Genomic DNA, 23660 nt, shown 5'->3' with positions numbered 1-23660 from the left:
ATCAAGGACGCAGGTGGATGGTAACCATAGCGCCTCCGCCTTGCCGATTTTCGAGTTCCAGATACCCGCCGTGAGCGACTGCAATGGCTTTTACAACTGAAAGGCCCAGCCCCGTGCCGCCCGTTTCGCGTGACCGGGACGGATCACCTCTCCAAAATGGATTGACGGCAACCGCCTCCATATCCTCCGGAAAACCGGGGCCTCGATCAAGCACGCGGATGATTACGCTTTCGTCCGGCAGTCGCTCTGTCTCACAACGCAGCCAACCGCCGGTTTCAGCATAGCGGCTTACGTTTTCCATGAGCGCCAGAACGGCCTGACGAATCCGTGAGGGGTCTGCGGATATGGGGGCGGGGTGCAGGCCTGTTTCGACCTCCAACCTGCTGGCGTCAAGCATGGGCTTGGCCGCCGAGAGAACGTTCTCCACGATTTCCGCCACATCGAGAATCTGGCGTTGCATCACGAGTTGCTGACCGATAGCCAGCGACAGGGTGCGCAAGTCTTCCACAATCTTCCCCAGACCTTCCACCTGAAGCAGAAGATCGGCCAAGATTTTTCGATCCAATGGAAAAACGCCGTCGAGCATGCCCTGCAACGCGCCTTGCAGGATGGTAAGCGGTGTACGCAGCTCGTGCGCAACCGCCATGTTGTTGAAATGTAGTCTTTCTTCCATCCTTTCGAGGCTTGTCGCCAGCGCGTTGAATGTCTCGACAAGGCTTGATACTTCGGAAGTCCCGCTCGATGACGCAGAGACGCGAGCTGAAAAATCGCCAGACTTGAGGGCTTCGGCGGCAATCGTCAGATCTTCCAGTGGGCGTGCGATCCGTCTCGCCAGAAAGATGCCGATAACGGCGCAGACCAGGGCCGAAAGCAGGCCGCATATCAGAGCTGCAATCTGAATTTTGAAATCCGCCGGAGCTGCCTGCGCGTCAAAATATTCAACAAGGGTCTTGAGGGAGGCCTCATCCGGAACCCGACCCTCATTCAATATTCTGTATGCGGCCGCTGCTTCCGGCGGAAGACCATCGTTAATGCTCTCGTCTAGGTATTTGGAATACGATGTGACGCCGAGATAGGCGATGCCGACGCTCAGCATGAGCATTGTTGCAATCACAATCGCAGTAAGGGTGGCGAGCGGCAGGGCGCTGTATTTTCTCATATTCATTGGGGATCGGATAAACGATAGCCGACACCGCGCACGGCAGGGAAGAAACCAGTTTCTCCGATCTCTTCCAACTTGCGTCGAAGGTTGGAAATATGGGTGTCTACAGTCCGCACAAGCGCGTCACTTTCAGGCAAGCATGCGTCAAGGATATCGGCACGTCCGAATGCTTGGGTCGGGTGACGGATCATGTGTGCGAGAATCCGGAATTCGCTGAGCGTCAGGGACAAGGGGACTCGCTGCCCGCCCCGGTTGATGAAGACCGCGTAGCTGCCGAAATCTACCTCTATCGTACGGAAACGGCGAATGGCGTCCTGCCGCTCTCCCAAAACTCGCCGCAGAACAGCCTTGACCCGCGCAACGACTTCCTGCGGGTTGAACGGTTTCACAACGTAATCGTCGGCACCCAAATGTAATCCGCTCAAGCGATCAATGTCGTCTGCAAGAGCCGTGACCATGATGACCGGCGTCGAACTCGTCTGTCGAAGGCGGGCCAGCACACCAAACCCATCTATTCTGGGAATGCGTACGTCTAGCAATACAATGTCTGGCTTCAGAAGTGCGTGATGCTGCAGGGCGGTTTCACCGTCAGCGGCCTGCACGGTTCTGAAGCCCTCACGCAGCAGATATCCTTCAATTATCTTTGCTATTGCCGGCTCATCCTCGACGATGAGAACAAGATTGTTATTCATTTTAACGCCTTGCGGCCATTCATCTATTTCACATTGCGCCGCCAATACGTCGGACAATATGGGCTTCCGTAATTGCGGACAATCCTCAGACGGACGGATAACCGATTCCGGACAGGTCCTTGATCCGATCTTCGCCGTTTCTTGACACTCGGGTTCCACCTAGCCGCTGTCCCACAGTCAGGAGAGACCGGCATGCGAAGAACAGAAAACAGCTACTTGTCCGTAGCGTCCGATGACCGGTGGCGGTACGCCCCCCGAACAGGCGTCAATCGAGCGTTGACCGTCATCGCCAGGTCGATAATCTGCGTTAGCTTTGTTTTCATGATATTTCCGACGATCGATCTGGCTGTGTCGCGCTGGTTTGCCAATGGCGCGGTCTTCTTTCTGACGGAACAACCGGTTTTGAAAGGTCTGAGGGATTTCAGCCGCCAGAGCCTGATCTGCATTATCATTGCAATGCTGCTACTTATCGGCTTGCACATCTTCCTGCCAAGACGATACCGGTTCTGCCAACCCCACAAACCACTCTTCGTTCTCCTGAGCTTTTTCGTTGGCCCGATCATCGTTGTTGAAATCCTGAAAGTCTTAATCGGTCGAGCGCGTCCTCGAGATTTGGTCGAATTCGGCGGGAACGCGGACTTTACGCCAGTATTACAGTTTTCCGCCGCATGTGTTCGTAACTGCTCCTTCCCATCCGGAGAGGCTGCTGCTGCTGCTGCTGCGCTTTCCCTTCTGGTGCTCGTTCCTGCAAAGCTGCGCCGGATCGCGGCGATTGTTCTGGCGCCGTGTCTTTTGTTTATTGCATTTAATCGCGTTCTCTTCGGCGCGCATTTCCTTTCAGATGTCGTCTTCGGCTGGCTTCTCACAATGCTGGCGATGGTCTGGATTTGGAGATGGATGGAAGCGCGGGCGAAAGACATCGACAAATTCTTCGCGAGGACACGATCTTAGCAGGCGAAGAAGGTGCCAGAGCTGTATGAAAGGTCCCTTTGACGGAAAGGTTCTGTGTGGGATGTTCAGCGCTTCGGCGGACGCAGCGTCATCACGACCGAGATGATGTCGCCGGCGGTAATGCCGGTTTTCTTCCGAACGGCATCCTTCAAGGGCAGGAAATAGGTGCCGTCCTTGGCGAAGAGTGCCGTGTAGAATTCGGTACCGGAGATCTTAACGTCTACCGGGATCATGCCCCAGCCATAGGTGAGGAGCTTTGACAGGCGGGCGATTTCGTCGGCCTCATACTTCGGTAGCGGGGCGAAGAAGAAAGGGGCGGGGCCGCGCCAGTGGATGACCTCGGCTTCGAACTGGATCGCCTTCATGGGCCGCCTTTTTATCGGTGTTTGCCGTTCATCGGTCTCTGGCGGTGAAAGGTAGTGTTGTGGAGCCGGAAAGCAAAACGGCCCCGCGTGAGCGGAGCCGTTTCCAGTCTCTTTCGAGATATGCCGCGGCTTAGAGGGCGATATCCGGAACTTTCTTGACTTCGCCGGCCGGGGCGGTCGCTGCCGGCTGGCCGTAGGCTGCCGGGTCGATCGTCGGAGCCTTGATGGCGAGCTGCAGGCGATCTTCGGTTGCTGCCCATTCGCGGACCAGCATGTCCGGGTTCTCGTTGAGCTTCTTACCGTAGCTCGGAACGATCGTGTGCAGCTTGTCCTGCCATTGCTGGGTCTTGAGCTTTTCGGCAAAGACCTTCTTCAGCACGTCGAGCATGATCGGCGCTGCGGTCGAAGCACCCGGAGATGCGCCGAGCAGGGCCGCAATCGTGCCGTCTTCGGCAGCGACGATCTCTGTGCCGAGCTTCAGCACGCCGCCCTTTTCTGCATCCTTCTTGATGATCTGGACGCGCTGACCGGCCTGCCAGAAGCGCCAATCTTCAGCCTTGGCGTTCGGGAAATACTTGCGCAGTTCGGCCAGACGGTCGTCGTCGGACATCATCAGCTGGCCGGCGAGATACTGGACCAGCGCAAACTCGTCGGTGCCTACTTTGGCCATCGGCCAGATGTTGTCGAGCGTGATCGTCGAGGGCAGGTCGAACAGCGAACCGTCCTTGAGGAACTTGGTCGAGAAGGTGGCGAAAGGTCCGAACAGGATGTGGCGCTTGCCGTCGAAGACGCGGGTATCGAGATGCGGGACCGACATCGGCGGAGCACCGGTTTCCGCCTGGCCATAGGCCTTGGCGAGGTGCTGGTTGACGATTTCCGGATTGTCGCAGACGAGGAAGGAGCCGCCGACCGGGAAACCGGCATAATCGTCGCCTTCCGGAATGCCGGACATCTGCAGCAGCGGAAGCGCGCCGCCGCCTGCGCCGAGGAAGACGAACTTCGCCTTGATCGAACCGGCCGAACCGCTCTTGGTATCGTCGAAGAAGACGGTCCAGGTGCCGTCCTCACTCTTCTCGATCGCGGTGACTTCCGAGTTGGTGTGCAGTTTGAACGTGTCGCGGCTTTTCAGCGATGCGACATATTGCGTGGTGATCTCGCCGAAGTTGACGTCGGTGCCGAGCGGGCTCCAGGTGGCGGCGAGCTTCTGGGCCGGGTCGCGGCCTTCGATCATCAGCGGAACCCATTTGGCAATCTCTGCCTGATCGGTCGAGAACTGCATGCCGGCAAACAGCGGGCTCGCCTTCAGCGCTTCGAAGCGCTTGCCGAGAAATTCGATATTCTCGTCACCCCAGACAAAGCTCATGTGCGGGGTGGAGTTGATGAAGGAGCGCGGGTCCTTCAGAACGCCGGCATCGATCTGGTGCGCCAGGAACTGGCGGGTGATCTGGAACTGCTCGTTGATGCCGACGGCGCGGGCGATCTGGACGTTGCCGTTCGAATCTTCCGGCGTGTAGTTCAACTCGGCAAGAGCGGAGTGGCCGGTGCCGGCATTGTTCCAGCCGTTGGAGCTTTCCATCGCCACGTTGTCGAGGCGCTCGATCATTTCGATCTGCCAGGTCGGCTCAAGTTCGGAGAGAAGCACGCCGAGCGTGGCGCTCATGATGCCGCCGCCGACGAGAAGGACGTCGACCGTCTTGTCGGAGCTTGCCTGTGCCCAGGCGGGGATTGCAGTGGTGCTGACGACGGCCGCACCGCCGGCTGCTGAACCGAGAAGCTGGCGACGGCTCAGGTTGAGACCGCTTGCAGAGGCTTTGGATGGGGTGTTCTTGCTGGAAGGCAACGGGAACCTCAAAACTGTTTGTTGCTCCTCCCGGCGCGGTGAATAAGGGAAATATGTTTTAGCGACAAGTGGGCGATGCGGCATTTTGTCAGGATGGCGCAGTGTCGCAGTAAAAAAGATGATGAAAACGGTCTTGTTTCAATTCCGGCTCGTGGATATAGCGCGGGGGCGCATTGTCGCGCCACTAACTCAGGAAACACCGTCGTGACTGTATCCAAGTCCATTCTGGCCGTATCCGGCTTCTGCGCGGGTCTGAGCCTGCTTGCCATGAGCCCGGCCAATGCCGCCACTACCTATCCACTGACGATCGACAATTGCGGTGCATCGGTTACCTTCAACAAGGCTCCGGAGCGGGCAGTCGGTCTGGGCCAGAACAGCGCGGAAATCCTGCTGCTGCTCGGCCTCGAGGACAAGATGGTCGGCACGGCATTCTGGCCGAGCAAGGTGCTGCCGCAGCTTGAGGCCGCCAATGCGAAGGTCAAGCTTCTGACCGTCGAATTCCCGACCTTCGAGAGCATTCTGGCGCAGAACCCGGATTTCGTCGCCGCCGCGCTGCCGAGTTTGATCGGTCCGACTAGCAAGGTTGCCAAGCGCGAGGATTTCGACAAGGTCGGCGTGCCGTCCTACATCTCGCCGAGCACATGCCTCTCCACCGAAAAAGTGAAGAACGAATATGGCAGCCGAGAGCATCTGTGGAACATGGACCTGCTCTACAAGGAAATCTCCGAGCTTTCGCAGATCTTTGACGTTACGGATCGCGGCCAGGCCCTGATCGACGATTTCAAGAAGCGCGAGGCCGACTTGCGCGCCAGCGTTTCCAAGGACGGCAAGAAGCTCTCCTACGTCTTCTGGTTCTCCAGCCCGTCGCCGACCGCTGACGCCTATCTCGGCGGCAAGAACGGTGCGTCCGGTTTCATCGCCGATGTGCTTGGCGGCGAAAGTGCGATCAAGACCGAAGCGGAATGGCCGACGCTCGGCTGGGAAAGCATCATTGCCACCAATCCCGACGTCATCGTCGTTGCCAATCTCGACCGCAACCGCTGGGAACTCGACAAGCCGGAAGCCAAGATCAAGTTCCTGACCACCGATCCGGCCGTCAGCCAGATCCAGGCCGTCAAGAATAAGGCTTTGGTCGTGATGGACGGTCAGGCGATGAACCCGACCGTGCGCACCATTTATGGAGCTGAACAGGTGGCCGAACAGCTCAAGGCACTTGGTCTCCTGAAGTGAGCGAGGATCGCCGTTCGATACATTCCCAGGGCCAGCAGTTCGTCGTGTTTTCGGCACTGTTGCTGGTCTCGCTTGCGGCGATCGCGCTGGTCGTCGGTGTCAGTGTCGGGATAGGCGATCTGCCGATCCCGCTGTCGACCACCTACGCGGCGATAAGCAATCGGCTGGGCTGGACGGCGATCGAACTCAACCGCATCCATGAGACGGTGATCTGGGATTACCGTCTCAGCCGCGCGCTGGTCGCGGCTTTCTGCGGCGCGGGACTGGCTCTGTCCGGCGCGATCATGCAGTCGCTGCTGCGCAATCCACTGGCGGAGCCTTATGTGCTTGGCATTTCCGCCGGCGCCTCGACAGGGGCGGTGGCGATCGTCATTCTCGGGCTGGGTGCCGGTACGGTGTCGTTGTCTGCCGGTGCATTCGCGGGCGCCTTTGCTGCCTTCTTCTTCGTGGCGCTGTTGTCCAACGGCACGCGGGGCGGGGCGGATCGCACCATTCTTGCCGGTGTCGCAGCCTCGCAGCTTTTCAATGCTGCAACTTCCTATATCGTCACGACATCCGGCAATGCGCAGCAGGCGCGCGACGTGATGTTTTGGCTGCTCGGCAGTTTCGGCGGCGTGCGCTGGCCGGAATTCATGCTGGTCTCGGTCGTCGTCGGTATCTGTCTGATCGTCTGCCTGTGTTATGCGCGGGTGCTCGATGCCTTTGCCTTCGGGGATGAGGCGGCCGCCTCGCTCGGCGTCAATGTCGCCTGGGCGCGGATCATTCTTTTTGCGCTCACCGCCATGATGACGGCGACGATCGTCTCTATGGTCGGCACGATCGGTTTCGTCGGCCTTGTCGTGCCGCATGTGGCGCGGTTCGTCGTCGGGCCGCTGCATATCCGGCTGCTGCCGGCCTGTGCGGTCGTCGGGGCGATCTTCATGGTGCTGGCTGATATCGCCTCGAGGGCGCTGATCCCGCAGCAGGTCCTGCCGATCGGTGTCGTCACCGCACTCGTCGGCGTGCCATTCTTTGCGGTTATCCTCTATCGTTTCCAGAGGGTGTCATGAGCATCAGGACCGAAAATCTCACCTGGAAGATCGGTGCCAAGACCATTCTCGATAGCGTCTCCTTCGAAGCGCAGCCCGGCCAGATGCTCGGGCTTCTGGGGCCGAACGGTTCCGGCAAAACTTCGCTTCTACGGCTGCTTGCAGGGCTGAAGAAGCCGCATTCGGGCAGCGTCACGCTCGAAGGCCGGGATATCAAAAGTATCGGCCGCCGCGCGATGGCGCAGCGTGTCGCCTTCGTCGAACAGCATGCGACGACCAATTCCAATCTCAAGGTCATCGATGTGGTGAAGCTCGGGCGGTTTCCGCATCGCTCGATGTTTTCCGGCTGGTCCAAGGCGGATGACGATGCGGTAGCGCAGGCACTGGAGCGTGCCGGCATGATCGAGAAGCGCCACGACCGTTGGCAGAGCCTTTCCGGTGGCGAGAAGCAGCGGGCACATATCGCCCGTGCGCTGGCGCAATCGCCGCAGGAGCTCATTCTCGACGAGCCGACAAACCATCTCGACATCCAGCACCAGATCAGCCTGATGCGTTTGGTTTCCAGCCTGCCGGTGACGAGCATCATCGCCCTGCACGACCTCAATCACGCGGCGATGTTCTGCGACCGGCTGATTGTCATGCAAAAGGGCAGGATCGTCGCGTCGGGTGCGCCGGAAGAGATCGTGACGCAGGAACTGCTGCGCGACGTCTTCTCGGTCGATGCACGGGTGGAGACTTCGCCGCATCACGCGCGACCGCATATCCATTATCTGCGATAGTCATTGAGGGCCGGAGAAAAAATCTCAGGCCCTGTCGGTTTCCTGTCTTCTCCTTCGTCCTAGGTTCACCATCCGATGCGATGAACAGGATTTCAGAAGGGAGACAGAACCATGACCGCCAGCTACGCGCTGCAGCTTACCCGCGAATTCGACGTATCCGCCGAAAAGCTATTCAAGGTCTGGACTACGCCGGAGCGGTTCGGCGAGTGGTTCTGCCCGCTTCCGTGGAAGGTGACTGAGGCACGCTCGGACCTTCGCCCGGGCGGTGAGAGTTTTGTGCTGATGGAAGGCCCGAACGGCGAGAAGATCCCCAATCCGGGCGTCTATCTGGAGATCGTTCCGGGCCGCAAGCTGGTCTTCACCGATGCCTACACCGCCGGATGGGTGCCGTCGGAAAAACCGTTCATGACCGGCATTCTCGAATTCGAGGATCTGGGCAACGGGCGCTCGCGCTATACCGCGACTGCGGTTCACTGGAACGAAGAGGATATGAAGGCGCATCAGCAAATGGGCTTCGAAGAAGGCTGGGGCATCGTTGCCGACCAGATGGCCGAAGTGGCGAAGACGATCTGAGGAATTCGGAATCGTTTCAAATGGATATCCCGGCAGGCTGACAAAATGATTCAGTCGCCGGGTTCTTCTCAGATTTCCTGGATCCGGCGATCCTCTTCCGGCAGGACGGAAAGTTCGCGCCAGTCGATCTCCTCAAGGAAGAGATTGTATTCATCGACGGTGAGCTTGTTGTCTTCGCGCAATTGTTCGAGAGCTTCGCGCTGGGCATTGATCGCGTCGAGCGCCAGACGGCGATAGGTTGCGAGCGCGGTTGCGCCTTCCGCATGCAGGTTGCCGTGCTTTTCCAGCTTGAAATTGTTGCGCAGCATCTCCGCTTCCGGTCCGGTGGCGTTTTCGAGCTTCATGAAACCGGCTCGGGCGATATGGGCGCGCAGCTTGGTTACTTCGCGCAGGCTTTGCGCCGTGCGGTCGAGGTCCAGCCATCTGATCAGCGGAATAAGCGTCAGGCCCTGCGCCACGAGCGTTGCCAGAACGACGGCGAAGGCGGCGAGTACGACCATGTCACGCTGGGGGAAGTCTGCCGGCAGGGCAAAGGCTGTGGCGAGCGTGACGAGGCCGCGCATGCCGCACCAGCCGGCAAGCACCGCCTGTTTCATGGTCGCCGGTTCGGGCCGGCCGGCACGGCGGGCGTAATAGGCATGGATGCGGTTGAAGCCGATGCAGACGATCAGCCTGACCATGATGACGGTGACGACGACGAGGCCGGCAAAGGTTATGGCATCGCCCAGATGGCCGGGCTCCATGTCGGACAGGATAGCGCGCGCCTGCATGCCCATCAGCAGGAAGGCCATGACGTTCAGCACGAAGACGGCAGCACTCCAGACCGCATAGGACTGCACCCGCATGCGGGCCGACGAACGCGCCTCAGACATCTGGGCGAGCGTCATGCCGCAGGCAACGACGGCGAGGACGGCGGAGAGATGCAATCTGGTGGCGATGATCCAGAGCAGAAAGGTCTGGGCAAACTGCATGACATTGCCACCGAGCGTGCCGCTGACGGACAGTGTGAGGCGGCGGATCAGGCGGGCGGCGATAATGCCGAAGATGATGCCGCCAGGGACTGCGAGCGCCAGATGCAGCCCGACTTCTGTATCGAGATGACCGGCCGACTGGATCGCCAGCGCTGCATCGAAGATGAGCAGGGCGGCGGCATCGTTGAACAGGCTTTCGCCGCGCAGGATCGTGTCGGTTTCGCGTGGAATGGACACGGCGGAGAGCATTGCTGTTGCCGCTGCCGCATCCGGCGGGGCGACGATCGCGCCGAGCACCACGGCCGCCGCAATCGGCAGGCCGGCAAAGGTGGAACCGACCCAGGCGACGGATGCGGCGGTGACGATGACGCCACCGATGGCGAAGGCGACGAGCGGCAGCCAGAAGCGCTTTGCCGTGCCGAGCGGGAAATCGAAAGCTGCATCGAGAAGGGCAGGCGCAATGAACAGGGCCAGTGCGGTTGCCGGGTCGATATTGATCACCGGCGTGCCCGGAATGAGCGCTACGGCCGCTCCCGCCAGCGCCAGCATGGAGGGATAGGGCATCCTCAGCCGCCGCGACACCTGCAACAGCATGATCGCCACGAGGATCAGGACGAGAAGGCTTTCGAAGAAGCTCATGTCATCTCCCGACTGAGCGAATAGGGGCAGGCGCTTAACTTGATGATTGTCAGTGATCTGGCACCTGAACTTAGGCCAGCTATCGAATTTGTCGAACGGTAAGTTCGATGGTTTGCGGTTTGCGCTTGGAGCCACCGCTCTCTATCTGATGCGTAGAAACATTCCAGCTTTGTCCAGATGACAGGATCTTCCATGGAACTCGGGCTTCATACATTCGGCGATATGGACGCGGCTGCGCTCGACAAGGGTGTCGAGGGCGCAAGACGGCTGAAAAATCTTCTTGAGGAGATCAAGCTTGCCGATGAGGTGGGGCTCGACGTCTTCGGGTTGGGAGAGCATCACCGTCCCGATTATGTGATCTCGTCGCCTTCGACGGTGCTTGCTGCAGCGGCCGCGATCACCAGAAATATCCGGCTGACCAGTTCCGTCACGGTCTTGAGCTCCGACGATCCAGTTCGGGTATTCCAGCAGTTTTCGACCGTCGACCTGATTTCCGGCGGGCGCGCCGAGATCATGGCCGGGCGCGGGTCGTTCATCGAATCCTTCCCGCTGTTCGGTTACGATCTGGGAGACTATGACGAACTCTTCACCGAAAACCTCGACCTGCTGCTCAAGCTTCGCGACGAGGAAGTCGTTACCTGGAAGGGGCAGATGCGGGCGCCGATCAACGGGCATGGCGTCTATCCACGGCCGTTGCAGGAACAGTTGCCGGTCTGGATCGCGGTCGGCGGCACACCGCAATCGGTCGTGCGCGCCGGTTCGCTCGGCCTGCCATTGGCAATCGCGATCATCGGCGGCGAATATCCGCGCTTCAAGCCGTTTGCCGATCTCTATCGCGAAGCAGGCGAGAATGCCGGCCACGATCCGGCGAAGCTGAAGACGAGCATCAATGTCCACGGTTTCATTGCCGATACGACGCAGGCCGCGGCAGACCAGTTCTACGGTCCGCAGTCCGAGGTGATGAACCGGCTTGGCCGCGAACGGGGCTGGGGCCCGACGAGCCGGGCACATTTCGATCAGGCTCGCTCTGCGCTTGGCAATCTTTTCGTCGGCGAGCCGGAACTGGTGGCCGAAAAGATCATTGCCGCCCACAGCGTGTTCAAGATGGACCGGTTCCTGCTGCAGATGGCGATCGGGCTTATGCCGCACGACCAGATCATGCGCGGCATCGAGCTTTACGGCACGAAGGTGGCGCCGATCGTCAGAAAGGAATTGACCGGATCGGCTGAGCGGGCCACATCGCAGGCGAACTAAAAAGACGAAGACAAGGAAACGACCCGCAATGGTAATCTCCAGTGAAGATGAACTCGACAAGCTGAAAGCGATCGGCCGGCTCTGCGCCCAGGCGATGGAGACGATGGCGAAGTCACTGGAGCCGGGGATCACCACCAAGGAACTGGACGATATCGGCCGCAAGCTGCTTGAGGACAATGGTGCACAATCGGCGCCGGAGACCTGCTACCAGTTTCCCGGCGCGACCTGCATCAGCGTCAACGAAGAGGTGGCGCATGGTATTCCGGGTGGCCGGGTGATCAAGGCGGGCGATCTCGTCAATATCGACGTTTCGGCCGTGAAGGACGGTTTCTTCGGCGATTGCGGCGCATCCTATGCGGTGCCGCCGGTTCGCCGCGAGATCGAAAAGCTTTGCCGCGACGGCAAGCGCGCGCTCTGGACCGGGTTGCAGCAGGTCAAGGCCGGCAACAAGATCGCAGGTATCGGCAATGCGATCGGCGCGTTTGCCAAGAAGAACCGCTATACGCTGATCACCAATCTTTCCAGCCACGGCATTGGCCTGACCCTGCATGACGAGCCGAAGGAAATCCCGACCTGGCCGGAAAAGAGCGAGCGCCGGATCATGGAAGAGGGCCTGGTCTTCACCGTCGAGCCGTTTCTTTCGCTCGGCGGCACATGGGCGGAAGATGGCGACAACGATGATCCGTGGACGCTCTACAGCGACCCGAACGCCCCGACCGTGCAATACGAACACACGATCGTCGCGACCAAGAGCGGGCCGCTTATCCTGACATTGGCGAATTAAGGATTGTCATAAGCCGGTCGCGGCGAAAGCGGCGACCGGAAACGCTTTTAGCGAACGCAGGATTCGGCGCGATTGGCCGCCTCGATAGCGCAATAGAAGGCGCTCACACGCTCTTCGCCTAGATTATCGATCGAGCGGCGCGCATGAATGCGAGCGGCACTTTCCATCAGTTGAGCGAATGCGGCATTGCCGATCAGGTCCGCCTTGCGCAGCTGCGCGATCAGCGGGTCCACCAGCACTTCCGATACGGTCAGGTCACGATCCATTTTGCGCCTCCCGTCTGTTGATTTGGCACGAAGCAGACAATGACGATCATTCGTGTCAACAACAAGACAAATGACCGCATGCGGCGCACCAATTCGTTACTGCACCTGCTTTTCGCGTAGAATCATTCAAAATATTCCGACAACGATGAATAATGCTGATTTGTGCGGCCTATGTTGCGCTGCCATAAGCAGGCCATGGACACGACCGCTCGCTTGAACCTTCGTCTCGTCGGCCTTTCCGGCGCAATCGCCATGGCTGCGGCCATGGGCTTCGGCCGCTTCTTCTACACGCCGGTCCTGCCGGGCATGATTGCAGGGATTCCGATTTCGTCGGCCGATGCGGGTTATATCGCCGCGGGCAATTTTGCCGGATATCTGGCCGGCGCGATTTTGGCGGGGCAGGGCTGGGCGGCCGGGCGTGAAAGAATGATCGCTTTGTCCTCGCTGATGGCGACCGCGATCCTGCTGGCGGCGATGGCGCTCACCACCTCGGTACCGGCATTCGTGGCGATTCGCTTCCTCGCAGGCCTGGCAAGCGCGCTGGCGATGATCCTGACCTCGTCGATCGTGCTTCCCTTTGCACGCAACTGCGGCAGCCGAGGGCATGTTGTGAATTTCCTGCATTTCGGCGGGGTGGGGGCGGGGATAGCACTGTCCTCGGCGCTGGCGCTGATCGTCAATACATCGGCGGGTGATGCGGCGCATGGCTGGCGGATCAACTGGCTGGCGGGTGCCGCGATCACACTTGCGGCGGTGCTTGTCGTGCAATGGATGCTGCCGCGCCCGCATGGCATGACGGAGCGTCGGGTGGAGCCTGCGCTCAGATGGAAGCTGCCGCTGGTGCTGCTGACGACGTCCTATGGCCTGTTCGGCTTCGGTTATGTGATTACCGCGACATTCCTGGTGACGATCGCAAGGCAGGGCGATGCGGGGCCGGTGATCGAATTTCTCGCATGGTTCGTGACCGGCTGTGCCGCTGCCGTGTCACTTCTCGTCTGGCATCCGCTGGCAGTCCGTGCCGGGCTTGCCAGATCCTACACGGTGGCGATGACGGTGCTTGCTATCGGTGTTGTCTGTTCGGTTCTTCTGCCACCGACCGCCGGTGCGCTGTTTGGCGGATTGCTGCTCGGCGCAACCTTCATGGTGATTACCGCCTACGGGTTGCAGCTGGGCGGCAAGCTTGCGCCTGAAAGCCCGCGCCGGGCGCTTGCCGCAATGACGGCGGCTTTCGGCGTCGGGCAGATCGTTGGCCCGCTGGTGGCCGGCTGGGCTGCCGAAAAGAGCGGCAGTTTCGCGCTTCCGACGCTGATCGCGACGGGCGTGCTCGTCGTCTGCGTCGTGTTGGCGGCAATCGTGGCGAAACGTATTCCTTGAGTAGGAACGTGGTTACAAATGCGTAACAAAGCGGTGCGGCCATTGCCGCATCCACGCGATTGCCATAATTTCGCGCCCTAACACCGCACCCCGCAGCTCCGAACTCAGGAAAGCATCCGCTCCGTGTTCCATTCCTTCTTTCCAAGACCGAAATTCTTCTTCATTTCCGCGGCACTCTGGTCCTTCGTTGCCATTCTCGCCTGGTATTTCATTTTCGCAGGGATAGGCGACCGGGCGGGCTTCGGCCTGCCGGAAGGGGCTTCCGAGCCCTATGATCTGACCTATTTCATCATGCCTTCCAACCTCTACTTCTATGCGTATTTTGCGATCTGCCTGCTCATCTTCGGCGCGGCATGGTCGTTCATCGCCAAGGATAATCCGTGGATCGCTTGGTCGGTGTGGGGCTCGCTGCTGATCATCGCGGTCACCTATTTCGGTGTGCAGGTGTCGGTCGTGATCAACAACTGGCGCAGGCCTTTCGGCGATACGCTGATGAACGCGCTCTCGGGCAAGGGGGGAACTGCCTGGGATTTCTACAGCCTGATGATCATCTTCGCCCAGGTTGCCTTCGTCAGCATGTTCGTCTCGATCCTGACGGACTTTTTCACCAGCCACTACATTTTCCGCTGGCGCACCGCGATGAACGATTTCTACATGTCCAAGTGGGAACAGTTGCGGCATATTGAAGGTGCCTCGCAGCGTGTGCAGGAAGACACGATGCGGTTTTCCTCCACGCTTGAAGGACTGGGCATCAGCCTGATCAATTCGGTCATGACGCTTGTCGTCTTCCTGCCGATCCTGTTCGGCCTTTCCGGATATGTGACGGAATTGCCGATCATCGGTGCCATTCCGCATGCGCTGTTCTGGCTGGCTATCTTCTGGGCGGCTTTCGGTACTGTGCTACTGGCAACAGTCGGTATCAAGCTGCCGGGCCTGAACTTCCGCAACCAGCGCGTCGAAGCCGCCTATCGCAAGGAACTCGTTTATGGCGAGGATCATGCCGACCGCGCACAGCCTCTTACAGTGAAGGAACTTTATGCCAATGTGCGCACGAACTATTTCCGCATGTACTGGCACTATCTGTATTTCAACGTCGCCCGCTATTTCTACATCCAGGCGGATGCGCTGTTCCTGCTATTCATGCTGGTCCCGACCATCGTCGCAGGCAAGATCACCTACGGTATCTACCAGCAGATCGCCACGGCCTTCGGTCAGGTTTCGAATTCTTTCCAGTATCTGGTGAATTCCTGGACGACGATTATTGAACTTCTGTCGATTCACAAGCGCCTGAAGGCGTTCGAGGCGGCGATCGACGGTGGTCCGCTGCCGGATATCGACCAGCGCTATCTGGAGCGCGAAGCCGAAGGCGGCGAGATGGCGGCGAACAGGCCGACCTGATCCTCCGTCATAGAAAGCACGCAGTTTTGGCCGCGCCGGATTTATCGATCCGGCGCGGTTCTGCGTTTCGGGGATCGCGTTGGCCTGATGATCGAGAGTGGCCGGTGCGATCTGCCCGTGTTGGGAATGAGGCAGGCAGATATTCGATTGCATTGAGTGGTTCAGGTTTTGCCTGCCCCGACCGCTTCCGATGGCTTTTGGAGGACTTGTCAGGCTCTCCGCTCACACGGTCTGCGACCATCACCGGAACCTGGCTCTTCGAACCCGTTGAGGAGGCCGGTTCGCGTTCCCGGTTTCCCATCCGATGATGGCCCGATTATCGTGCCGGTTTTAGGGGCGGGGACGAGGCGGGGATGAAAAAGACGTAAGCGATTGAAATTTGGAATGCCGGAACGCCTGATCGCGGCATTTATCCACGGTTGGGTGGAAGATTGGTCAGGCCGCGACGGGTGCGCGAAAACGGGCAATCATGCGGTTGAGCGTCCAGCCCATCAGGCAGCCGATAGCAGCGCCTGCGGCCTTGACCACTGCATCGTCGAGATGGGCATGCCGGGTCGGCGACAGGTATTGCAGCAATTCGATGCCTCCGGCGCCGAGGATGACGAGGATGCCGCAAAGCAGCCATTGCCGCGGGTAGGCCAGCATGAAAAGCAGCGCCATGGCGGCAAATGCACCAGCGCGATCGATGTCCACCGAGGCGAAATCCTGCGGGCGCAGGCGTATCGGCGAGACCGTTGCAAAGATGATGGCCGCGAGCGCCAGCCATGGCAGAAGCTTGATCAGGCGTGACGTCATCAATCGTGTCATGAAATTGTAATACCGTGCGCAGGAGATGGTCGGAAGCGGCGTAAGCTACCGAGACTAGGGACAAGAGATAAATATCGTGTGAGCGGCAATTTTGCGGCAGTGCAGCAAATAGCGATTATCCGGCGGAATTGCTGGCGTTTGCCGGTGACGAATGGCGCTCGCCCAGCATGCGGATCGCTTCCGTATAGCTGACGCAGGCGACATCGGTCTGGTTGCAGACTTCCGAGGCGAGCCGTTCCATCGCCCGCCAATAGGCGCCGGCATTCATCTCGACGAAATGCAGGCCGATCTGCATGGGAATGCGATCTCCGTCATACTGCTTGTCGAATGCGGCGCGGAAGGCGGAATAGGCACGTTCCTCGAATTCCGCCGAGCGGCTGGGATTGTCGATGCCGGCCGAGTGGCGGACGAAGAGATTGTAGTCCATGGCGATGATCGGCCGCTGTTGCGGACCTTCGGGGATCAGCGGCAGGCCGAAGCGGATAAGGTCGCCTTTGGTCTCCGGCATCATTGGTCCCTTGGTGACGAGGCTTGCGTCATACTGGAAGCCCGTCTTCTTCTCCGCCTCCGTCATGCCAGCGCTGGTGGAGAAATAGGGCGCGCGGAAACCGCGAATGTCGTTGTCGATGAAGTCGCGCCAGCCCTGCGGCTCGTCGGACGATGCGCCGATCGCTTTCCATGCGTTGGTCATCACGTCGTGGAAACTGGTCATCTCGTGCCGCCATTCGGCCTCGGACCAGTCCTTGCCGTCGAAATGGCCGCAGGTGTGGCTCGATATGTCGTGGCCTTCCTGATGCGCCTGCCAGATATGGCCGAGACGTTCCTTCGCCTCGGGAATATCTTGGGCAAAACCGATATTGGAGCGGCCGGCTTTTTTGTCCGGCCCCTGATACCGGGCCTTGTCTGCGCGTGGGATGACCAGCGTGCAGGAAAGAAAATAGGTGAAATGGGCGTTGTTGTTGCGGGCAAAATCGCGGCTACGCTGCCAAAGGGCATTCGAGCCCGCACCGTCAAAGGAGATCATCAGCAACTGCTTTGGCCTTTGCCCCATATCTTGCGCCATTGCACCTGTCGATAAGGTGAGTGCGGCAAGCAGGGTGGCCAAGGGTCGAAGACGCATCACTATTTCCTGATTCTACGAATGAACTGGCAATATCCGAGTGCTCTTGACCAGCGAATAAGGCGAAGCTTTGATTGCCTACACAGAGGATGCCGCTTATCTGCAATCAACGGCATCAGAACCGCAGCCGAAGCCCGATCGTCAAATACTGGACGCCACCATCTGCATCGCTGACCAAACCATAGCCACCGGAGCGATGATGGAAGCGGATGACAAGCTCTCTCGACTTGTTCTCAGGTAATGCGAAGGTGATTTCCGGGGCGAGATAATGCAGCAGCCGGTCGCCGCGATCATTGCCTGCGCGAGCCTTTTCCTCCTGTGAAATACCGCTGGCGTAGTTGAGGCCGGTGGAGGCAGCTATGGTCGTGTAGATGTAATCGTTCCAGGGGAAATCGCTGTAGCGGAGAAACAGGGCCGCCCACACTTCGGATTCGTGCATGCTGCCAAACCGCTTGCCGACACCGAGTTCGGTTTCGATCGCAAAACGTTCCCGCCAGAAGCTCGCGACCGTACGGGATGCGGACAGGCCGACGAAACCGCTGTCGCCGTAATCCCAGTTTAAAGGGGAGAGATCACCTCGGAGAAAGATGTCCTCCATGGGTGTTTCGACAAACTTGCCCCCGAAAACCATAACGGCACACTTGTCGTCGCAGGGGCCGGTGATGCCGTACCACTGCCAATCTAACCAATCTCCGGCCTCTGCAGATAGTGGACACATAAACATAGCCAGTGTGGCAAAAGCCAGAGCTGCGTAAACTCTTTGCATCGAGCCGACCTCCCGAGTCTCCTCTGAGCGATCGCAATGACGAGATGCAGTCTGTCGGAACGAAGGCGGCAATAAGAGCTAAACACTGGCCGTCATGTCCAGAGATGCATGTCATTGCGCGAAATTTCGCCTTCGAAAGCATACGCTAATTGATTGTGGCGGCAAGGGGCAGAGTAACGCGTCCGTGATCGGTGGGTTTCGAGCTTTATCAGTGCGTTGCTTCAATAAGCTTCCTCGTTTTGCATGGGGGGCCTTACATCCTAAGGAAAATAGGCTAGAAGGCGCTTTCCCGACCAATTGTTTGCCTCAGGCGGAGCTTTGGCCGGACGACCGACCCAGGATTGGCCCCTTGACGCGGGCCGGAGACTTCGATGGCGCATAACGACGACAGTTTTTTCCGTGAAGTGAACGAAGAGCTTCGCTCAGACCAGCTGAAGAACGCCTGGAGGCGTTACGGCCGGATCGCGATTGGTGTCGCGGTGGCGATCGTCATCGGTACGGCCGCCTGGCGCGGTTATGAATATTGGGACAACCATGCCTCTTCGCAGTCTGGCGACCGCTTCATCGCGGCTCTGACGCTTGCTTCGGAAGGCAAGAACGACGAGGCGCTTTCAGCCCTCGCTGCAATCGAGAAGGATGGCACGGGCGCCTATCCGGTACTCGCAAAGATGCGCGCAGCTTCCGTGCAGCAGGCCAAGGGTGATGCGGCTGCTGCCGTCGAGATCTACCGCCAAGTTGGAAACGACAATGCAGCGCCACAGGCTGTCCGCGATCTCGCCAAGATGCGCGCCGCCTTCATTCTGGTCGATACCGGCACTTACGAGCAGGTTGCGGCCGAAGCGGAAATCCTTTCGGCGCAGGGCCATGTTCTGGCCAATTCCGCACGCGAAGCGCTCGGCCTTTCCGCCTACAAGGCCGGAAACATGTCGCAGGCCAAGCAGTGGTTCCAGCAAATCGTAAACGATGCGGGCGCGCCTCGCAATGTTGTCAACCGCGCGCAAATCATGCTCGACAATATCGCCGCCACCGGCAAGGCGCCCTAATTCCGTTGCGGATAAGGGCTTGAGGAAAACACTATGAGCTTCACCGTCGCCATCGTCGGACGTCCGAATGTCGGCAAGTCCACGCTTTTCAACCGTCTGGTTGGCAAGAAGCTGGCGCTTGTCGATGACACGCCGGGTGTTACCCGCGACCGCCGTCCGGGCGATGCGAAGCTCGTTGACCTGCGTTTCACCATCATCGATACGGCGGGTCTGGAAGAGGCCGGTGCCGATACGCTCGAAGGCCGCATGCGCGCCCAGACGGAAGCCGCGATCGACGAGGCGGATCTGACGCTGTTCGTCGTCGATGCCAAGTCCGGACTGACACCGCTCGACAAGACTTTCGGCGAGCTTTTGCGCCGCTCCGGCAAGCCGGTCGTGCTGGTTGCCAACAAGTCCGAAGCCAAGGGATCGGATGGCGGCTTCTACGATGCTTTCACGCTCGGCCTTGGCGAGCCGGTTCCGATTTCCGCCGAACACGGCCAGGGCATGATCGATCTGCGCGACGCAATCGTCGAGGCGATCGGCCGGGAAAGAGCGTTCCCGGAAGACGGTGACGACTTCGAGGCGATCACGGATGTCGACGTCAGGGATTCCGTTCTCGGCGACGAGGCTGACGATGATGCCGAATATGACGAGACCAAGCCGCTGCGCGTCGCCATTATCGGCCGCCCGAATGCCGGAAAGTCGACGCTGATCAACCGGTTCCTCGGCGAAGACCGGCTCCTGACCGGGCCGGAAGCGGGGATTACCCGCGATTCGATCTCGGTCGAATGGGACTGGCGTGGCCGCACGATCAAGATGTTCGATACCGCCGGGATGCGTCGCAAGGCGCGGGTGACTGAAAAACTCGAAAAGCTGTCCGTCGCAGATTCGCTTCGGTCGATCCGCTTTGCCGAAACCGTCGTCATCGTCTTCGATGCGACGATCCCGTTCGAAAAACAGGACCTGCAGCTCGCCGACCTCGTTTTGCGCGAAGGCCGTGCCGCCGTGCTCGCGTTCAACAAGTGGGACCTGATCGAAGATCCGCAGGCGGTTCTGGCCGAGTTGCGCGAAAAGACCGAACGGCTCTTGCCGCAGGCGCGCGGCCTGCGTGCCGTGCCGATTTCCGGCCAGACGGGCTATGGCCTCGACAAGCTGATGCAGGAAATCGTCGCCACCGACAAGGTTTGGAACAAGCGCATCTCGACGGCCAAGCTCAATAAATGGCTGGAAGGAACGCAGGTCCAGCATCCGCCACCGGCAGTTTCCGGCCGCCGTCTGAAGCTGAAATACATGACCCAGGTTAAGGCGCGCCCGCCGGCCTTCATGGTGTCCTGCACACGTCCAGATGCGTTGCCGGAAAGCTATATCCGCTACATGATCAACGGATTGCGCAATGATTTCCAGATGCCGGGCGTACCGATCCGCATCCATTTCAAGGCAGGTGACAACCCGTTCGAGAACCGCAGGAAGAAGCGCTAAGCTTCTTCACTGGCGGATCTGAACCGCTCCCGATATCGCTGAGGTCAACCATCAGGGCGTCAGCTTGCACTTTTTAGTAAATCGTGATGCACTGCATCTCTGGCTTGTGCGGTTGGAGGACCTGCAAGCCGGATTTCGGTCGGGCTACCTTGCAGCGCCGATTCATGATCGGGAGGGTCATCATGATTGCAGTGGGTCTCGTCGTGGCTATCTGTCTTGGTGTCGGCAGTGTTTTCTATTTTCGCCAGCGTGACGGGAATGGCGGCTGAACCGCTGTAATCCTGAAACTCGTTGAAGTGCCTATCGCATCTGCGATGATGGCAGTTCATTCCGCTGCGGGCAACGCACGGTTGGCCTGGGCTTTGAGGACATTGCCGAGAAACTGTTTCGAGGCCGCTTCCCAGGTGTAGCTGCGGGCAAGCCGGCTTGCGTCCTCGCGACGGCAACCGAGTGCTCTCAGGCATGCGGCCTTGAGATCGTCATCCAGCGCACCTGCGCCGGAACCTTGCTCGATGATGTCGACCGGTCCCATGACCGGATAGGCTGCGACGGGAACGCCGCTCGCCAGCGCTTCGAGAATGGTGTTGCCAAACGTATCGGTCCTGGACGGGAAAACGAACACGTCCGCCTGGGCATAGGCGCGGGCGAGATCCTCACCGGTCTTCATGCCGGTAAAGAGGACGTTCGGATAACGTTTCTTCAGTTCAGCCAGGGCTGGGCCATCACCGACCACGACCTTCGAGCCGGGCAGGTCGAGATCGAGGAAGGCGGGAAGGTTTTTCTCGACCGCAACGCGGCCGACGGTCAGGAAAATAGGGCGAGGGAGGTCGAAGGGACGTTCCTCGAGGTTCATCGGGTGAAACGTGGTCTGGTCGATGCCACGGCTCCAGCGCAGGAGATTGCGGATGCCTATCCTCGAAAGTTCACGCTCGAGGCTTGCGGTCGCGACCATGCAGCCATTGCCGGCATTGTGGAACCAGCGGACAAAAGCCTGCATCCAGCGGATCGGAACCGGAAAGCGAGCTGCCACATATTCGGGAAAGCGGGTGTGGTAGCTGGTTGAAAAGGGCATGCCATTCTTCAGGCACCAGCGGCGGGCCATCAGTCCGAGCGGCCCCTCGGTCGCGATATGCACGGCGGTCGGCAGGGTCTTTTCGATTGCGCCAGCGACCTGCGCAAAGGTGGTGACCGAAAGCCGGATTTCTGGATAGGTGGGGCAGGGGATATTGTGAAAATCCTTCGGCGTGACCATGACCACCTCTACGCCCATGCGGGTCAGTTCGCGGTTGGTGTTCTCGATCGAGCGGACGACGCCGTTTACCTGCGGGTACCATGCATCTGTCACGATGGTAATTCTGGTCATGCGTGGCCCAAAGCCTCGTTGCCGATCCGGTGGTCGCTTCCTTGGCGACTCGCGCGAAAGGATGCGGTTACAGCCCTCTATCGGCAAAGTTCATGACAGGCGGATGAAGCATGCCCTGAAGGTCGTTGCATGGCGCTCCTCATCGCCTTCTCATCTGGTTAAACGACACGCACCGTCATTTCGTGTTTGCAGTGCGGCAGGTGAAGTCTTATCTCAGCGGCATATGATGTTGTGAGTGACTTTAGTGACCCTGCGTTTGATCAAGATTGCCGCTGCCGTTCTTATCGCCCCGATTGCCGCTATCGGCATCCATATGGGCGTCAACCAGATGATCGGTAATTTCCATGAAGTCATTCCGGGCGAGCTTTACCGCTCAGGCCAGCCGGGTGACGCGCAGATTGATAAAGCGGCGACGCGATACGGCGTCAAGACGATCATAAACCTGCGCAATGAGCGCCGCGGGGATTGGTATGAGGAAGAGAAGGCGTCGGCCGAAGAGAACGGCGTAACGCTGATCGATTTTCCGCTAAGCTCCGGAAGATTCGTGCCGGTCGAGCAGAGCGAACGGCTGGCCGAAATCATGAGGACGGCAGAAAAGCCGATCCTGATACACTGCGAACACGGCGCCAACCGCACCGGGCTTGCATCGGCAATCTATGTCGGTGCGGTTGCCAAGCGTAGCGAGCTTTTCTCCGAACTGCAGCTTTCACCCTATTACGGGCATATCCCGATCCGCGGCATCGGCCGTTATGCGATGTACCAGTCCTGGGACGAGTTCGAAGAGACGATCGGTTTCTGACCGTCTCTTCTTCTCTATTGGTCTTCGTTACTTCGGCAGCAGATTCGGGCTGATCAGTGCGCCGTGATGGCAGATGACGGTGGATGCGACAGCGGCACCATATGCGGCTGCTTCTGACGGCGTGCCGCCCTTGGCGAGACTGGCCAGAAAACTGCCGTTGAAGCTGTCGCCGGCGCTTGTCGTGTCGACGACCTTGTCGACCTTGACCGACGGGACATGGACGACGGGCGTGGAGCCGAATGCAAGCGTAACACCACCTGGGCCATCCTTGACCACGACGTTCTCGACACCCAGTGCCTTGTAGCGGGCAATCGTTGCGGCCACGTCCTTGTCGCCGAAATGAACGGCTTCGTCATCGAAGCTCGGCAATACGAGCGTCGAGGCGCGGGCGCCGTCTTCGATCGTCTTCAGCATATAGTTCTTGTTTGACCACAGGCGCGGGCGAATGTTCGGGTCGAAGACGACCGTCTTGCCGGATGCCTTGGCACGGCGGGCCTCCGCGAGAAGCGTATCGACTGCTTCCGGTGCCAGAATGCCAAGCGTGATGCCGGAGAAATAGATGATCTGAGCACTCTCCATCGCGGCACGCAGGTGATCGGCGTCGTCGGCCAGCTTTTTTGCTGCAGCGGTGTCGCGCCAGTAGCTGAAGGTGCGCTCGCCGTCCTTCAATGTGATGAGGTAGAGACCGGGCGTCTTGCCAGCAATGCGCAGGATTTGGCTGGTGCCGATACCGGCGCCGTCCATCATGGCGAGCATTTCATTCGACATCGGATCATCGCCGACTGCGGTGAAATAGTCGATCGACCAGTCTGAAGGGAAGCAGGCGCGGGCATACCAGGCCGTGTTCAACGTATCGCCGGCAAAGCCCTTGCGCAGCAGGCCTTCACCCGCCTGCGACAGTTCCACCATGCATTCGCCAATAGAAAGAAGTCTGCCTGCCAAAATATCGTCCCTCCGGTAAAGTCCTGTGGTCGCATAAGCTTTCGCACCGTGTC

23 protein-coding genes are annotated in these 23660 nt (G+C 59.4%); 12 read left to right on the top strand and 11 right to left on the bottom strand.

All coding sequences use genetic code 11. From position 1 onward, the window contains the following. Position 1: 1 nt before the first annotated feature. Together ACI3K0_RS02965 and ACI3K0_RS02960 are read right to left on the bottom strand one after the other, a co-directional pair. On the bottom strand, positions 2-1165 hold the full coding sequence (locus ACI3K0_RS02965) for an ATP-binding protein (RefSeq protein ID WP_183821318.1): 1164 nt from the start codon (positions 1163-1165) through the stop codon (positions 2-4). Then, positions 1162-1854, bottom strand: a complete 693-nt coding sequence (locus tag ACI3K0_RS02960) for a response regulator (RefSeq protein WP_148145935.1) — start codon at positions 1852-1854, stop codon at positions 1162-1164. The genes ACI3K0_RS02965 and ACI3K0_RS02960 overlap by 4 nt, the downstream gene beginning before the upstream one ends. A 192-nt stretch (positions 1855-2046) precedes the next feature. Here ACI3K0_RS02960 and ACI3K0_RS02955 point away from each other — a divergent pair, with 192 nt between their 5' ends. Further along, positions 2047-2805, top strand: a complete 759-nt coding sequence (locus tag ACI3K0_RS02955; RefSeq protein ID WP_404944876.1) for a phosphatase PAP2 family protein — start codon at positions 2047-2049, stop codon at positions 2803-2805. Positions 2806-2870: 65 nt separating this feature from the next. Here the strand turns inward: ACI3K0_RS02955 and ACI3K0_RS02950 are convergent, their stop codons facing one another. Together ACI3K0_RS02950 and mqo are read right to left on the bottom strand one after the other, a co-directional pair. Beyond that, entirely contained in the window at positions 2871-3170 is a 300-nt protein-coding gene (locus ACI3K0_RS02950) for a DUF1905 domain-containing protein (RefSeq protein WP_404944875.1), read from the bottom strand. Between the two features lie 130 nt (positions 3171-3300). Beyond that, positions 3301-5010, bottom strand: a complete 1710-nt coding sequence (mqo, locus tag ACI3K0_RS02945) for a malate dehydrogenase (quinone) (protein WP_404944874.1) — start codon at positions 5008-5010, stop codon at positions 3301-3303. A 204-nt stretch (positions 5011-5214) separates the two neighbouring features. Here mqo and ACI3K0_RS02940 point away from each other — a divergent pair, with 204 nt between their 5' ends. The 4 genes from ACI3K0_RS02940 to ACI3K0_RS02925 all read left to right on the top strand — a co-directional run bounded on the left by ACI3K0_RS02940 (position 5215) and on the right by ACI3K0_RS02925 (position 8620). Then, the gene (locus tag ACI3K0_RS02940) at positions 5215-6240 is read left to right on the top strand and encodes an ABC transporter substrate-binding protein (RefSeq protein ID WP_404944873.1); all 1026 of its coding nucleotides are present in this window, start codon (positions 5215-5217) and stop codon (positions 6238-6240) included. A 17-nt stretch (positions 6241-6257) separates the two neighbouring features. Continuing rightward, on the top strand, positions 6258-7289 hold the full coding sequence (locus ACI3K0_RS02935; RefSeq protein ID WP_404945109.1) for a FecCD family ABC transporter permease: 1032 nt from the start codon (positions 6258-6260) through the stop codon (positions 7287-7289). Continuing rightward, positions 7286-8047 carry an ABC transporter ATP-binding protein gene (locus ACI3K0_RS02930; RefSeq protein WP_404944872.1) on the top strand — a complete coding sequence of 254 codons (762 nt, stop codon included), beginning with the start codon at positions 7286-7288 and terminating at the stop codon, positions 8045-8047. Before ACI3K0_RS02935 ends, ACI3K0_RS02930 begins: the two co-directional genes overlap by 4 nt. 111 nt (positions 8048-8158) lie before the next feature. Continuing rightward, positions 8159-8620 carry an SRPBCC family protein gene (locus ACI3K0_RS02925; protein WP_404944871.1) on the top strand — a complete coding sequence of 154 codons (462 nt, stop codon included), beginning with the start codon at positions 8159-8161 and terminating at the stop codon, positions 8618-8620. Positions 8621-8688: 68 nt separating this feature from the next. Here the strand turns inward: ACI3K0_RS02925 and ACI3K0_RS02920 are convergent, their stop codons facing one another. Continuing rightward, complete coding sequence (locus ACI3K0_RS02920) at positions 8689-10230, bottom strand: cation:proton antiporter (RefSeq protein ID WP_404944870.1); 1542 nt, start codon at positions 10228-10230, stop codon at positions 8689-8691. A 192-nt stretch (positions 10231-10422) separates the two neighbouring features. Here ACI3K0_RS02920 and ACI3K0_RS02915 point away from each other — a divergent pair, with 192 nt between their 5' ends. Beyond that, on the top strand, positions 10423-11484 hold the full coding sequence (locus ACI3K0_RS02915; RefSeq protein WP_404944869.1) for an LLM class flavin-dependent oxidoreductase: 1062 nt from the start codon (positions 10423-10425) through the stop codon (positions 11482-11484). A 28-nt stretch (positions 11485-11512) separates the two neighbouring features. Beyond that, positions 11513-12268, top strand: a complete 756-nt coding sequence (gene map / locus ACI3K0_RS02910; protein WP_148145679.1) for a type I methionyl aminopeptidase — start codon at positions 11513-11515, stop codon at positions 12266-12268. Between the two features lie 47 nt (positions 12269-12315). On the opposite strand, the gene ACI3K0_RS02905 is transcribed toward map, so the two are convergent. Further along, entirely contained in the window at positions 12316-12534 is a 219-nt protein-coding gene (locus ACI3K0_RS02905) for a hypothetical protein (protein WP_183821323.1), read from the bottom strand. A gap of 195 nt (positions 12535-12729) precedes the next feature. On the opposite strand from ACI3K0_RS02905, the gene ACI3K0_RS02900 reads away from it, so the two are divergent. Then, entirely contained in the window at positions 12730-13908 is a 1179-nt protein-coding gene (locus ACI3K0_RS02900; protein ID WP_183821324.1) for a YbfB/YjiJ family MFS transporter, read from the top strand. 123 nt (positions 13909-14031) lie between these two features. Beyond that, the gene (gene sbmA, locus ACI3K0_RS02895) at positions 14032-15306 is read left to right on the top strand and encodes a peptide antibiotic transporter SbmA (RefSeq protein ID WP_183821325.1); all 1275 of its coding nucleotides are present in this window, start codon (positions 14032-14034) and stop codon (positions 15304-15306) included. Positions 15307-15741: 435 nt separating this feature from the next. Here the strand turns inward: sbmA and ACI3K0_RS02890 are convergent, their stop codons facing one another. From ACI3K0_RS02890 to ACI3K0_RS02880, 3 genes are all read right to left on the bottom strand, one after another. Next, the gene (locus tag ACI3K0_RS02890; RefSeq protein ID WP_183821326.1) at positions 15742-16101 is read right to left on the bottom strand and encodes a VanZ family protein; all 360 of its coding nucleotides are present in this window, start codon (positions 16099-16101) and stop codon (positions 15742-15744) included. Positions 16102-16228: 127 nt separating this feature from the next. Then, on the bottom strand, positions 16229-17233 hold the full coding sequence (locus tag ACI3K0_RS02885; RefSeq protein WP_183821327.1) for a polysaccharide deacetylase: 1005 nt from the start codon (positions 17231-17233) through the stop codon (positions 16229-16231). A gap of 115 nt (positions 17234-17348) precedes the next feature. After that, positions 17349-17831, bottom strand: a complete 483-nt coding sequence (locus tag ACI3K0_RS02880) for a hypothetical protein (protein ID WP_183835313.1) — start codon at positions 17829-17831, stop codon at positions 17349-17351. Positions 17832-18370: 539 nt separating this feature from the next. On the opposite strand from ACI3K0_RS02880, the gene ACI3K0_RS02875 reads away from it, so the two are divergent. Further along, complete coding sequence (locus ACI3K0_RS02875) at positions 18371-19042, top strand: tetratricopeptide repeat protein (protein WP_404944868.1); 672 nt, start codon at positions 18371-18373, stop codon at positions 19040-19042. Between the two features lie 33 nt (positions 19043-19075). Beyond that, the gene (gene der / locus ACI3K0_RS02870) at positions 19076-20503 is read left to right on the top strand and encodes a ribosome biogenesis GTPase Der (protein WP_183821330.1); all 1428 of its coding nucleotides are present in this window, start codon (positions 19076-19078) and stop codon (positions 20501-20503) included. Positions 20504-20828: 325 nt separating this feature from the next. On the opposite strand, the gene ACI3K0_RS02865 is transcribed toward der, so the two are convergent. Continuing rightward, positions 20829-21866 carry a glycosyltransferase family 1 protein gene (locus ACI3K0_RS02865; protein WP_148145669.1) on the bottom strand — a complete coding sequence of 346 codons (1038 nt, stop codon included), beginning with the start codon at positions 21864-21866 and terminating at the stop codon, positions 20829-20831. A 235-nt stretch (positions 21867-22101) separates the two neighbouring features. Here ACI3K0_RS02865 and ACI3K0_RS02860 point away from each other — a divergent pair, with 235 nt between their 5' ends. Next, positions 22102-22665, top strand: a complete 564-nt coding sequence (locus ACI3K0_RS02860) for a dual specificity protein phosphatase family protein (protein WP_343062204.1) — start codon at positions 22102-22104, stop codon at positions 22663-22665. Positions 22666-22692: 27 nt separating this feature from the next. Here ACI3K0_RS02860 and ACI3K0_RS02855 read toward each other — a convergent pair whose 3' ends face one another. Then, the gene (locus tag ACI3K0_RS02855; protein WP_183821331.1) at positions 22693-23607 is read right to left on the bottom strand and encodes a sugar kinase; all 915 of its coding nucleotides are present in this window, start codon (positions 23605-23607) and stop codon (positions 22693-22695) included. Positions 23608-23660 lie beyond the last annotated feature (53 nt).

Source organism: Rhizobium sp. ZW T2_16 (assembly GCF_044987325.1).
GTDB lineage: Bacteria > Pseudomonadota > Alphaproteobacteria > Rhizobiales > Rhizobiaceae > Neorhizobium > Neorhizobium cellulosilyticum.
This window is presented reverse-complemented; position numbering and strand designations above follow the sequence as displayed.